We start from the raw sequence: 12,728 nt of genomic DNA on the forward strand, positions 1-12,728 counted from the left end.
GCGAAAATAGACCGATGGCGAATCCCGTCGAGGTCTCCGGCCGAGAGGCCGAGGTTCTCGCGGCTGTGGGCGCGCACCTGAGCAACGCGCAGATCGCCGGCAGGCTGCACCTGTCGGTGCGCACGGTCGAGGGGCATGTCTCGTCGTTGCTGCGCAAGTACGGGGTGGCCGACCGCCGGGAGCTGGCTGCGCTGGTGGGTCCGGAGGCCGGCCCGGCGCCGCCACCGGGCGGGGTGGCGGGGCTGCCTGCGGCGCGGACGTCGTTCGTCGGGCGGGCCGCCGAGCAGGCCGCGGTGCTCGCCGCGCTGGCCGAGCACCGGCTGGTGACGCTGTCCGGGCCGGGTGGCGTGGGCAAGACACGACTTGCGGTGGTGGCGGCCGCTGCCGCGGCGTTCCCGTTCGGCGGCGCGTTCGTCGACCTGGTGCCGGCCCGCGGCGACTCGGTGCCGCAGGCGGTGGCGGCCGCGCTCGGCGTGGCCGAGGGACCGCAGCAGCCGCTCGAGGCCGCGATCGGCGGGAGGTTGAGCCGGGGCCGCTCGCTGCTCGTGCTGGACAACTGCGAGCACGTCGTCGACGCGGTGGCCGGGTTCGTCGAGCGCCTGCTCGCCGCCTGTCCCACGGTCACGGTGCTCGCCACCAGCCGGGAGCGGCTCGCGGTCCCGGGGGAGCGGGTGGTGGCGGTCGGCCCCCTTCCGCTGGGGTCGGACGCCGAGCGGCTCTTCGCCGACCGCGCGGTGGCACCCATCGATCCCGGCGCCGTCACGGACCTCTGCGCCCGCCTCGACGGGCTCCCACTCGCCATCGAGCTCGCGGCGGCCCGCAGCGCGGCGCTGGGAGCACCCGGCCTGCTCACCGGCCTCGGCGACTACCTGCGGCTCCTCGCCGGGGGCCGCGGCCAGGAGGTGCGGCACCGGTCGCTGCGCGCGGTGATCGGTTGGAGCCACGACCTGCTCGACGACGAGGAGCGCGCCCTGTTCCGCCGGCTCGCCGCCTTCGCAGGCGGGTTCGACCTGCCGGCCGCGGCGGCCGTCGGCGGGGTCGAACTCCCGGTGGCCGCAGACGTGCTCGGCCGGCTCGTGGACAAGAGCCTCGTGGTGCACGAGCAGGGTCGGTGGCGGCTGCTCGCCACGATCCGGGCCGTGGCCGCGGACAAGCTGCGGGAGGCGGGGGAGACCGCGGACGTGCAACACCGGTACCGGGTGTGGGCGGTCGATCGAGCCGCGGCGCTCACCAAGCCGAGCCGCGCGGAGGTGGACCTCGTGCTCGACGACCTGCGCGACGCGCTCGCGTCCTACCCGCCGGAGCCCGACCCGGAGGCACACGCACTGGCGCGCTCGCTCGGGCGGATCACCCACGCGCGCGGGTTCCTGCAGGAGGCGCGCTCGCGCTACGAGCAGGCGGCGGCGCACGCCGGGACTCCCGACGAGCAGGCTCGCGACCTGCGCTCGGCCGCGGAGTGCGCAGAGGTGGGCCACGACACCGGCGGCGCGTACGACCTGCTCGTCGAGGCCGGCCGGGTCGCCGCCGACGGGAACGCGAAGGCGACGGCGTTGGCGCTGGCGGTCGACCTGGCGTGCCGCTGCCCCGCCACGTTCGCCGTCGAGGTGCCCTACGAGCGGTTGCGCGGGCTGCTCGCGGAGGCGACCGGCGCCGCTGATGGGGCGGACCCGGTTGCCGCCACGCGGCTCGCGATCGCGGCGGCGTGGAACGCGGGGGCGGAGAAGCTCTCGCCCGACCGCGCGCTCGCCGAGGAGGCCGTCACCGCAGCCCGGCGCACCGGCGACCCGTTGCTGCTGAGCGCCGCGCTCGGAGCGCTCCGCGGCGCCACGGTCGTCGACGGCCGTCTCCAGGACGCGCACCGGCTCTCCACCGAGCGGCTCGCGCTCGTGCCGGCGCTCGACCCCACCGCCCCCGAGGGTGCGGCCGAGATCGAGGACGTGCTCGCGGTCGCGTGCGCCGACGCGGTGGCGGCCGGGGAGATCGCGGCCGCTCTCGAGGTCGCCGGCCGAATCCTCGACGGCGATGTGCACGGCGACTCCCCGCACCTGTCGGTGAGCACGGTGCTGCCGGCGCTCGTGCTGGCCGGGGACCTCGGGTGGGCGCGCCCCCGGGCACCGGCTATGTGGGAGGGCTGGGAGCGGGCCGGGCGCCCGCCCGCGGTGTGGCTGCCCGGATCGGCCCAGTTCACGGCGCTCGCGTGGGGGCTGTCCGGCGACGCAGAGGAGGCCGCGCGGTGGAACGCCCGCGCGGCGGAGGCCGGGACCGGGAACGTCTTCCACCTCCAGCACGCCCCGCTCGGCGTGTTCACGGCGGCGCGGACCGCCGTGCACGTCGGGTTCGCCGCCGGCGTTCCCGAGCCGGCGGCCCGCACCCCCGGAGCTCGCTACCACGCGTACGCGGTCGCCGCGCACGCCGAGCTGGCCGTGGTCGCCGGCCGGCCCGACGCCGCCGACCGGCTGGCGGCGGCCGAGGCCGTGACGGCCGGACACCCCTGGGCCGCTGCCTGCCTCGCCCGCGCCGCGGGCCGGTTGCGCGGCGACGACGACGCGCTCGCCGCCGCCGTCGCCGGTTTCGAGCGGATCGGCGCCGCGTTCGAGCGCGCCGCCACCCTCCTGCTCCTGCCCGACCGCGCCGCAGAGGGGTGGGCCGAGCTGGAGCACGTGACGTCCGCGTGACGGTCGCGTGGTCGCCACGGATCCGGTGGCCAGGCCCGCGGCGGCACGCTTCCCGGGAGGAGAACCGAGGAGGCAGACGATGCAGTGGACGCTCGAGGTGGTGCAGGTCCCGGTGGCGGACGTGGACCGGGCGAAGGCCTTCTACGCCGAGCAGCTCGGGTTCGCGGTCGACTTCGACGTGCGGGCCGACGAGGAGCACCGGTTCGTCCAGCTGACCCCACCGGGCTCGGGCTGTTCGATCCAGCTTGCGGCGGGTTACTTCGACGACATGGTGCCGGGGTCGCTGCGCGGCCTGGTCCTGGTCGTCCCGGACATCCGCGCCGCGCGCGCCGAGCTGGTGGAGCGCGGGGTGGACAACGGCGGGGTGGTCGTCACGGAGGACGGCACGTCCTTCCGGCCGGCCCGTGACGGGGACGCGCTCGACAACGTCGGCTTCGTGCACTTCAGCGACCCGGACGGCAACCAGTGGTCGCTGCAGCAGATCAGCAGCCGCGGTCCCGCAACGCACGACCTCGCCGCCACCCGGGTTCTCGACGCCCCGCTCGAGGAGGCGTGGAAGGCGTGGACCGAGCCCGAGTACGTCATGCGCTGGTGGGGGCCCACCGGCTTCACGTCGCCGCTGGCGGAGATGGACGTGCGGGAGGGCGGCACCTCGCTCGTCTGCATGCGCGCCCCAGCCGAGTACGGCGGACAGGACATGTACAACACGTGGACCTACCAGGAGGTCCGGGCTCCTGAGCGGCTCGAGTTCGTGCTCGACTTCACCGACGCGGACCGGGCGTTGCTGCCGGACGAGGCCATCCCGCCGGGCGTGCCGCGCGCGGTCCGGCACGTGGTCACCCTCCGCCCGGCCGAGGGTGGGCGCACCGAGCTGACCGTACGGGAGTTCGGCTACGGCACCCCCGACGCCCGCGACATCTCCCGGGCCGGCCTGGAGCAGTGCCTAGACAAGATGGAGGCCCTCTTCCGGCGAACGGCCGACTAGAGCCTCACGCACTGTAGGCCACTTGCCGATAATCGCCGGTGCATCACTCGATCCTGTGAAAACCCTGAAGATGATCGACTACTCAAGGGTGCGCGTTCGCCCCAAGATCTGCATGATGTGAGCTCTGTAACACTCCACCGGGTGGGATCGCTAAGCGGGAGTGGGGGCAGCGCGCAAGAACTGAGAGTCGACATTGTGAGGATTCATGGGGGAGTCGGCTGAGCAACAGGGGAGTGTTCAGGGGACGAGGGGGGTCGTCGCAGGAACATCGACCGACCGAACGGTCGTAATGGGGGGATTTGGCGGGGCCGGGTGGCCGTACCGCTCGGGGGGCTGGCGAGTTCGCCGCCTGTTGCTCGTGGGTTGGGACGCCATCGGATGGGCGATCGCGCTGACCCTGGCGTTGGCGCTGCGGTACGAGTTCGATCTCGATGCCCGCGACGTCTCGGGGATCGTGCAGCTGATCGCCGTCGCCGTCGTCGCCCAGGTCCTCATCGGGGTGGCCCTGCAGGTATACCGCGGTCGACATTGCATCGGGAGCGTCGACAACATCGTCGACACGTCGGCGGCGATCGCTCTCAGCGGTTTCGTCGTGTTCGTGGCCAACGTCGTATCGGTCGCCGAGTGGATCCCGCGATCGGTCGCGATCATCGGCACTCCGATCATGCTTTTGATCGCTGTCGGATCCCGCATCGGGGTGGGGTTGTATCGCGACCGCAGGTCACGGCCCGATCACAGCACCGCGCAACGTGTGATCATTTTCGGGGCGGGGGTCGAGGGCCAGCAGCTCTCGTGGTCGATGTTCACCGACCCGGATGCCCGTTACCTGCCGGTCGCGTTCCTCGACGACGACCCGCGACGGCGCGCACTCAGGGTGTCCGGTGTCGGCGTGCAGGGCACGAGCGCCGACGTCGCCGAGGTGGCTGCCCGTTCCCAGGCCGATCTCCTCGCGATCACGGGCCACCACGTCGACGACGTCGCGATCCGCGAGATCACGCGCGTCGCCGCGGACGCCGGCCTCGAGGTGAAGGTCGTCGCGCCGTTGGCCGAGTTGCTCAAGCCCGTGCCGGCCGCGCTGCTGATCCCGTCGCAGGCAGGCTCGGCGGGGGGCGGCGGCCGCGCGGTGACGCGCCTCCCGGCGGCGGTCGAGAGCAGGGCCAAGCGCGTCGTGGACATCACGCTCTCCCTGATCGCGTTGATCGTCTTCCTCCCGGCCTTCGTCGTCATCCCTCTGGTGCTGATGCTCACCAGCGGTGAGGTCGTCTACCGGGCGAAGCGCGTGGGGCTGGGCGGCGAGATCTTCACGATGTTCAAGTTCACGACCATGGCGCCCGGTGACGGCGGGCCACGCCTCACCCGAGCCGGCGACCCGCGCATCACACGGTTCGGCCGCTGGCTGCGCGTGACCAAGTTGAACGAGCTGCCTCAGCTCGTCAACGTGGTCAAGGGCGAGATGAGCCTCGTCGGCCCGCGTCCGGAGGATCCGCGCTACGCCGCCTACTACTCGGCCGAGCAGCGGAAGGTGCTCGCCGTGCGACCCGGCCTGGCCAGCCTCGCGTTTCTCAGGTTCGGCGACGAGGAGGCGTACATCGAGCGGATCAACCCGCCAGACATCGAGACCTACTACCTGAACGAGCTCCTGCCGGAGAAGCTCGCCATCGAGCTCCGGTACGTCAGGAACTGGACGTTGCGAGGTGACTTCCGGATCCTCGCACGCACCCTGACAGGGCTCCTCAGGTGACGGCGGAGCCGGACACCCACCAGGTGGCTGCCACGGCCGACGTCGCCGGCACCGCGCGAATCGGCCCCGGCACCCGTATCTGGCACCTGGCCCAGGTCGAGGACGGTGCGAGCCTCGGTCGTTCGTGCACCGTCGGGCGGGGGGCCTGCATCGGTCCCGGCGTCACGATCGGCGACCACGTCAAGATCCAGAACTACGCGCTCGTGTACGCGCCGGCATCGCTCGGGCACGGGGTCTTCGTCGGGCCGGCGGCTGTGCTGACCAACGATCTCCACCCGCGCGCGGTCGACAGCGCCGGCCGGCTCAAGTCCGGCGACGACTGGACGCCCGTCGGTGTGGCCGTGCGCGAGGGCGCGTCGCTCGGTGCCCGCTCCGTCTGCGTCGCGCCCGTCGTCATCGGACGGTGGGCGATGGTCGGTGCCGGCGCCGTCGTCGTGTCGGATGTCCCCGATTTCGCGCTTGTCGTCGGGGTGCCGGCGCGCCGGATCGGGTGGGTCGGGCGGGCGGGCGTGCCGTTGCGGCAGGGGGACGACGGTCTGTGGAGCTGTCCGCAGACCGGAGAGCGTTACCACGAAGTGGACGGTAACTTGGATGACTTCCGCACCTGAGAAGATCGGGATCGAGCCGATCCCGGCGAGTGGCCTCCAGCTCGGCGACGGTGAGCGGGCGGCGATCGAACGGGTTCTCGCATCGGGGATGCTGGCCCAGGGCCCGGAGGTCGCGGCGTTCGAGGCGGAGTTCGCCGAGCACGTGGCCGGGCGACCTTGTGTCGCGGTGAGCTCCGGCACGAGCGCGCTCCTGCTCGGATTGCTCGCGCTCGGCATCGGACCGGGCGACGAGGTCGTCGTGCCGTCGTTCAGTTTCGCCGCCACCGCGAACACCGTCGTTCTGGCCGGGGCGCGCCCGGTGTTCGTCGACATCGAGCCGCGCCACTTCGATCTCGATCCCGATGCCGTGCGCGCGGCGATCACCGAGCGGACGGCGGCGATCGTCGCCGTGCACCTCTACGGCCACCCCGCCGCGATGGCGCTGCTCACCGAGATCGCGGACGCCCATGGGCTCGCCATCGTGGAGGACGCGGCTCAAGCGCATCTCGCCCGGCTGGCGGGCCGGCCGGTGGGCACCTTCGGACCGGTTGCGGCCTTCAGCTTCTACCCGACCAAGAACATGACCACCGGCGAGGGCGGCATGGTGGTGTGCGCGGACGACGCCACGGCGCGGCGCGTCCGGCTCCTCCGCAACCAGGGCATGGAGAAGCGGTACGCCAACGAAGTGGTCGGTTACAACGCCCGCATGACGGACCTCCAGGCGGCGATCGGTCGGGTGCAGCTGAGCCGTCTTCCGGAATGGACGAACACCCGGCGGCGCAATGCGGCGTTCCTGACCGAGGCCCTCGGCGCGGTGGCGGCACGCTCGGGTCTCGTGCTGCCCTCGGTCGCACCTGCGGCGGAGCCGGTGTGGCACCAGTACACCGTCCGTGCGCCACGCCGCGACGACGTCGTGGCGCGGCTGTCGGAACTCGGCGTGCCGACCGGGGTCTACTACCCGACCCCGATCCACCGGCTCCCGGCCTACGACCTCGATCTCGACCTACCCCGAACGGCTGAGGCGGCCAGGCAGGTCCTTTCCCTGCCGGTCCACCCCAACCTGTCGGCGGCGCAACTCGACCACATCATCGACGCGGTGGAGAGGGCGGTGTCCTCGTGAACGGCATCCTGCGCGCGGGGCTTGTCGGCCTCGGTCATATGGGCCGCCATCACGTGCGTGTGCTCCGGAGCCTGCCGGGCGTCGAGTTCGTCGCGGCGGTCGACGCGCGCGAGGACGTGCGGCAGCGTGGCGCCGCGACCGGTCTCGAGGTGGTGGAGTCGGTATCGGAGCTCGTCCGGCGGGGGATCGACCTGTGTGTGGTGTCCTCACCGACCGGCACCCACGAGGAGATCGCGCTCGAGCTCGCCGAGGCCGGCGTCGCCACGCTCATCGAGAAGCCCGTCTCGCACAGCTCGAAGTCGGCGCAGAAGATCCTCGAGGCCTTCCAGCGGTCCGGAGTGGTCGGCTGCGTCGGGCACATCGAGCGGTACAACCCGGCCCTGCAGCAGATGCGCCTACGGCTCGACCACGGAGAGCTCGGCGAGCTCTACCAGGTTTTCACCCGGCGCCAGGGACCCTTCCCCGCGCGCATCGCCGACTCCGGTGTGATCATGGACCTGGCCAGTCACGACATCGACCTGACGGCGTGGGTGACCCGATCGTCGTACCGTTCGATCGCGGCGCGCACCGCTCACCGGAGCGGGCGCGAGCACGAGGACCTCGTGAGCACCGTCGCCGAGCTGGAGAACGGCGTGGTGGTGACGCACCTGGTCAATTGGCTGTCGCCGCTCAAAGAACGGGTGACGACCGTGACGGGCGAGCGCGGGTGCTTCACCGCCGACACGGTCACGGCCGACCTGACCTTCTTCAAGAACGGGTCCGAGCCGGTGCAGTGGGACCGGGTGGCGTCCTTCCGCGGGGTGACCGAGGGCGACATGATCAGGTACGCGATCCCCAAACCTGAACCGCTGTCCACGGAACTGTCGAACTTCGTGGCAGCCGTCCGTGGTGAGGCCGCGGAGGTCGTATCCCTGGAGGAGGGGCTCGTCACCGTGCGGGTGGCCGAGCTGATGCGCGAGTCCGCCAGGGCGGGCCGCACCGTCGAGGTCGTCCTGTGAGAGTCACCGTCGTGGGCCTGGGCAAGATCGGGCTCCCGCTCGCCGTGCAGTTCGCCGGACGGGGCCATCACACCGTCGGGGCGGACATCGACGAGTCCGTGATCCGGGCCGTCGAGGACGCGCGACCCCCCTTCCCCAACGAGGCCGATCTCGACGAGCGACTCGCCAAGGTCGTCGCGGACGGGTTTCTCGAGGCGACGACGGACACCGCCGCCGCGGTCGCGGCCGGCGAGGTCGTCGTCGTGGTGGTCCCGTTGTACGTCGATGCCCGTGGGGAGCCGGAGTTCTCCGCGATCGACGCGGCAACCCGGGACATCGGCCGTGGCCTGCGGCCGGGCACGCTGGTCACGTACGAGACGACACTCCCGGTCGGTACGACGCGCAACCGGATCGCCGCTCGGCTCGGGGAGGCGAGCGGGCTGCGTGCCGGAGGGGACTACTTCCTGGCGTTCAGCCCGGAGCGCGTGTCGTCCGGCCGCGTGTTCCGTGACCTCGCCCGGTACCCCAAGCTCGTCGGCGGTATCGACGACGAGAGCGGCCGGCGCGCCGTCGACTTCTACAACAGCGCGCTCGACTTCGAGGAACGCGACGACCTCCCGCGGCGGAACGGGGCATGGGACCTGGGGTCGGCGGAAGCCGCCGAGCTGGCCAAGCTGGCGGAGACGACCTATCGCGACGTGAACATCGGCCTCGCGAACCAGTTCGCGCTGTACGCGGAGAGCATCGGCGTCGACTTCCTCGAGGTCGCCGCGGCCTGCAACTCGCAACCGTTCAGCCACCTGCACCGTCCCGGTATCGCGGTCGGCGGCCACTGCATCCCGGTGTACCCGTGGTTCTACCTGGGTGGTGACCCGGCGGCGACGATCGTGCGTGCTGCTCGCGAGGCGAATCGGGCGATGCCGGAACGCTGTGTGGACATGCTGGCCGAGCGGTACGGCGACCTGACCGGAGCGGTCGTCGTGGTGCTCGGCGCGTGCTACCGGGGCGGGGTGAAGGAGACGGCGTTCTCGGGGGTCTTCGCGACGGTCGACGCGTTGCGCCGGCGCGGAGCACGGCCCCAGGTCGAGGATCCCCTGCTGACCGCGGAGGAGCTCTCCGGTCTCGGCCTGGAGCCGTACCGCTCCGGCACGGTCGTCGACGCCGCTGTGCTGCAGGCCGACCACGTCGAGTACCAGGAGTTGACGCCGAGCGACCTACCCGGGGTGAAGGTGGTTCTCGACGGACGGGGGGTCCTGGACCCCGCGCGGTGGCCCGGAGTACCGGTCTTGCGCCTGGGTCGCGGCAGCAGATGAGGCCTGCAGCTGTCGAGCCGGGTCTCGGGCGGTGCACGTCAGCTGGCTGGGGCAGATACTGGGCGACTCACAGTTCGCGAGCCCAGGGGGCCGGGATGGTCGCGAGAACCGAGATCCGCGCGGTGCCGCGCCGAGGCGCCGCGTCAGCGTTGGTGCTTCTGCTGGCCGTGGTCACATCCGCATGTGGCGGGGGAGGAACGGGCCCGGGCCCGAACGCACCGGTTCCGCCGACCGGGCAGGGGCTGCCCGCGGAGACGGCCGGGTTCTGCACCGCTGCGGTCGACCTCGCGGCGGTGGTGAACGACGGCCCCGACGTCCCCAACCCGCCACCTCCCCCGGAGGACGTGGCGGCCGCCTTCGACGAGTACCAGGCGCGGCTGGAGCCGCCGCTGACGGCGATGGAGCAGTCGGTGCCCCCCGCCCTGCAGCAGGACATCGCCACGATCGCTCGGCAGGCGCGCTATGCCGTCGCCACCAACGACGAGGCACCGCTCAACACTCCCGAATACGACACCGCGGCGAGCAGGCTGCGCGCGTTCATGATCACCGAGTGCCGGTTCGAACAGGTCCGGGTCACTGCCGTCGAGTACCGGTTCGACGGCATCCCTCCGGCACTTCCGGCGGGCACCGTCGCGTTCACGATGTCCAACCAGGGTGCGGAGACGCACGAGCTGGACGTGTACCGGATCAACGAGGGCGTTCCACAGCCCTTCCCGGAGCTCGTCCTGCTGCCGGACGACCAGAGGGATGTCGTGCTCACCTCGGTCGGAGAGATCAGTGCCAGCCCGGGCGCCGCCGATACCGAGTTCATGACCCTCATCCCCGGCCGGTACGGGGTTGCGTGCCCCGTCCCGCAGGGAACGACGCCGACGGCGGACGGCACGGGCCCTCCGCATGCCGCTCTCGGGATGGTCGCGGAGTTCGCCGTCAACTGAAACGGACGAAGGGGGGAGCCACGTCGTGATCACGCCGAAGAGAGTTCTCGTCCTGTCCCCGCACACGGACGACGCGGAGCTGGGCTGCGGGGGCACGATGGCCCGTTGGATCGACGAGGGCGCGGAGATGTTCACGGCCGCGTTCTCGACCGCCGAGAAATCCTTGCCTCCGGGCTCCAAGGAGTACCGCCTGAAGGACGAGTGCCACCTGGCGCTCGACGAGATCGGCGTCCCACGGGCGAACCGGTTCATCTTCGACTACCCGGTCCGGGAGCTCGGCTACCACCGTCAGGAGGTGCTCGAGCAGATGGTCCGTCTCAACCGGGAGCTCGAGCCCGAGGTCATCCTCTCGCCGTCCGGAACCGACCTGCACCAGGACCACGCCGTGGTCCACAACGAGTGCGTCCGGGTGTTCCGACATCTGACGATCATGGGCTACGAGCTGCCGTGGAACCACATCACGTTCCCGACTCAGGCGTTCGTGGTGCTCCAGGAGGAGCACCTCCGCCGGAAGTGGGCCGCCTTGACGAAGTACGAGAGCCAGCTCGAGATGGCCAGGCCGTACTTCCGCTACGACTTCATCGAGTCGATGGCGAGGGTCCGCGGCGTGCAGGTGAAGACCGAGTTCGCCGAGGCGTACGAGATGATCAGGATCCGTCTGTGATCGTCTCGGTGCACCAACCGAACTTCGCACCGTGGCTCGGGTTCTTCGACAAGATGGTGCACTCCGACGTCATGGTCCTGCTGGACTCGGTCCAGTTCATCAAGCGTGGGTACCAGAACCGGGCGAAGATCAAAGGGACTGGCGGGCCGCAGTGGCTGACGATCCCCGTCATCTCGAAGGGACGGTACGACCAGCTCACCCGTGACGTCGAGATCGACGAAAGCCGCGGCTGGCGGAGCGTGCACCTCCGGACGCTGCAGAGCGTGCTCGCCAAGGCTCCGCACCGCGACGAGGTGCTGGACTTCCTCGATCCGATCTACGCCAAGGAGGAGCTGCACAACCTCGCGGACTTCAACACCGCGCTGATCCGCGGCGTCGTCGAGCGCCTCGGTATCACGACGCAGCTGCTCATGGCGTCGGAACTCGGCTGTCAAGGCAGCTCGTCGCGGCTCATGCTGAACCTGACCAAAGCGGTCGGCGGCGAGACGTACCTGTCCGGTCCCAGCGGCAGCAACTACCTCGAGCCGGAGATGTTCCCCGCCGAAGGAGTGAAGCTGCAGTACCACCGTTTCGAGCCGTTCGAGTACCCGCAAGCGTTCCCGCCGTTCGCCCCAGGGCTCAGTTGCCTCGACTACCTCGCGAACGTCGGGTTCCGTCTCTGGGGCGGGTCCACCGCGTGCGGAACTTGACGAGCCCGCCGAGGAAACCCATGCCGTAGCCGACATGCAGCGCCGCGAACACGGCTGGTAGCACCGGCAGGTGTCGCCAGCCGTGTTCGCGGGCGATCGAGACCGACGCCGCCCCTGCGGCGAGTCCGTAGGCGACGATGGTGGCGAGCAGTCCTCGTCGCGCCGCACCGCTGGCCGGGGTGAGCACCGTGCCGGCCAGCAGCGTCGCGGCGAACGCGGGGGGCACGAACTGGCGTGCACTCATCTGCCGAGGGTGCTTCTGCAGCACCCGGACCTTCCACATGCCGTACTGCCGGTACTGCCGGAAGACCGTCCGCAATGAGCTGCGACTGTAGTAGACCGACCGGATCCTGTCCGTGAGGAGAATCCGCCCACCCTCGGACCTCAGGCGGTAGTTGAACTCGTCGTCCTGGTTGCGGACCAACTCGGCGTCGAATGGTCCGATGCGGTCGAACACAGATCGGGGCCAGGCACCCATGTACACCGTGTCCACCCACTTCTCACCCCGGACGTAGTGGAAGTGGGAGTTGCCCACGCCGAAGGGCGATGAGGTCGCCAGGGCGATCGCCTGGGCGACGAGGCCGTCGCCAACCGCCGCCATCCGCCCACCGACGTTGTCTGCGCCGGACCGATCGAGCGCTCGGACGCACTCGGCGACGTAGTCGGGCTCGATGACGGTGTGACCGTCGACACGAACGATGACGTCGCCGTCGGCGAGCGCGAGTGCGGCGTTGAACCCGGTTGGGACGATGCGTCCAGGATTGTCCACGATCCGAACCACGTGTTGCGGATGCGTCCTTGCCAGGTCCTCGACGACAGCGCGGGTGGAGTCCTCGGACATCCCGTCGGCGACGAGCACCTGCATCCGGTCCGGCGGGTAGTGCTGGCCCAGCACGGCGCCGAGGCTGCGCGCGATGAACCGCTCCTCGTTGCGGATGGGCATGATCACCGTTACGTGAGGTTTTCCGATGACATCGTTCGACACGGGGGCCTCGGTTTCTGGTCGGAATTCCTTTGCCTGGTCGCCTTTTGGGTCGCGGCC

General features: G+C 71.0%; 11 protein-coding genes. 10 read left to right on the forward strand and 1 reads right to left on the reverse strand.

Annotation, left to right across the window (positions count from 1 at the left end):
- Window positions 1–14: 14 nt before the first annotated feature.
- The 10 genes from FHX44_RS24400 (at window position 15) to FHX44_RS24445 (ending at window position 11,686) form a co-directional block, all read left to right on the forward strand.
- Window positions 15–2,675, forward strand: coding sequence for an ATP-binding protein (locus tag FHX44_RS24400; RefSeq protein WP_170309022.1), 2,661 nt, complete (start codon window positions 15–17; stop codon window positions 2,673–2,675).
- A 79-nt stretch (window positions 2,676–2,754) separates the two neighbouring features.
- The gene (locus FHX44_RS44035) at window positions 2,755–3,660 is read left to right on the forward strand and encodes an SRPBCC domain-containing protein (protein ID WP_212612627.1); all 906 of its coding nucleotides are present in this window, start codon (window positions 2,755–2,757) and stop codon (window positions 3,658–3,660) included.
- Between the two features lie 358 nt (window positions 3,661–4,018).
- Entirely contained in the window at window positions 4,019–5,401 is a 1,383-nt protein-coding gene (locus FHX44_RS24410) for a sugar transferase (protein ID WP_170309023.1), read from the forward strand.
- Window positions 5,398–6,009 (forward strand): acyltransferase, encoded by a 612-nt coding sequence (locus tag FHX44_RS24415; RefSeq protein ID WP_147257919.1) that lies wholly within the window; start codon window positions 5,398–5,400, stop codon window positions 6,007–6,009. Before FHX44_RS24410 ends, FHX44_RS24415 begins: the two co-directional genes overlap by 4 nt.
- Window positions 5,993–7,108, forward strand: a complete 1,116-nt coding sequence (locus FHX44_RS24420) for a DegT/DnrJ/EryC1/StrS family aminotransferase (RefSeq protein WP_147257920.1) — start codon at window positions 5,993–5,995, stop codon at window positions 7,106–7,108. Before FHX44_RS24415 ends, FHX44_RS24420 begins: the two co-directional genes overlap by 17 nt.
- On the forward strand, window positions 7,105–8,106 hold the full coding sequence (locus FHX44_RS24425; RefSeq protein WP_281287910.1) for a Gfo/Idh/MocA family protein: 1,002 nt from the start codon (window positions 7,105–7,107) through the stop codon (window positions 8,104–8,106). The genes FHX44_RS24420 and FHX44_RS24425 overlap by 4 nt, the downstream gene beginning before the upstream one ends.
- Window positions 8,103–9,398 (forward strand): nucleotide sugar dehydrogenase, encoded by a 1,296-nt coding sequence (locus FHX44_RS24430; protein ID WP_147257921.1) that lies wholly within the window; start codon window positions 8,103–8,105, stop codon window positions 9,396–9,398. Before FHX44_RS24425 ends, FHX44_RS24430 begins: the two co-directional genes overlap by 4 nt.
- Before the next feature lie 95 nt (window positions 9,399–9,493).
- The gene (locus FHX44_RS24435) at window positions 9,494–10,333 is read left to right on the forward strand and encodes a hypothetical protein (RefSeq protein WP_147257922.1); all 840 of its coding nucleotides are present in this window, start codon (window positions 9,494–9,496) and stop codon (window positions 10,331–10,333) included.
- 25 nt (window positions 10,334–10,358) lie between these two features.
- Window positions 10,359–10,997 (forward strand): PIG-L deacetylase family protein, encoded by a 639-nt coding sequence (locus FHX44_RS24440; RefSeq protein ID WP_170309024.1) that lies wholly within the window; start codon window positions 10,359–10,361, stop codon window positions 10,995–10,997.
- Window positions 10,994–11,686 carry a WbqC family protein gene (locus FHX44_RS24445; RefSeq protein WP_147257924.1) on the forward strand — a complete coding sequence of 231 codons (693 nt, stop codon included), beginning with the start codon at window positions 10,994–10,996 and terminating at the stop codon, window positions 11,684–11,686. Before FHX44_RS24440 ends, FHX44_RS24445 begins: the two co-directional genes overlap by 4 nt.
- On the opposite strand, the gene FHX44_RS24450 is transcribed toward FHX44_RS24445, so the two are convergent.
- Window positions 11,616–12,671 carry a glycosyltransferase family 2 protein gene (locus tag FHX44_RS24450; protein WP_342792915.1) on the reverse strand — a complete coding sequence of 352 codons (1,056 nt, stop codon included), beginning with the start codon at window positions 12,669–12,671 and terminating at the stop codon, window positions 11,616–11,618. The genes FHX44_RS24445 and FHX44_RS24450 overlap by 71 nt on opposite strands.
- Window positions 12,672–12,728 lie beyond the last annotated feature (57 nt).

This window comes from Pseudonocardia hierapolitana (genome assembly GCF_007994075.1).
Taxonomy (GTDB): Bacteria; Actinomycetota; Actinomycetes; order Mycobacteriales; family Pseudonocardiaceae; genus Pseudonocardia; species Pseudonocardia hierapolitana.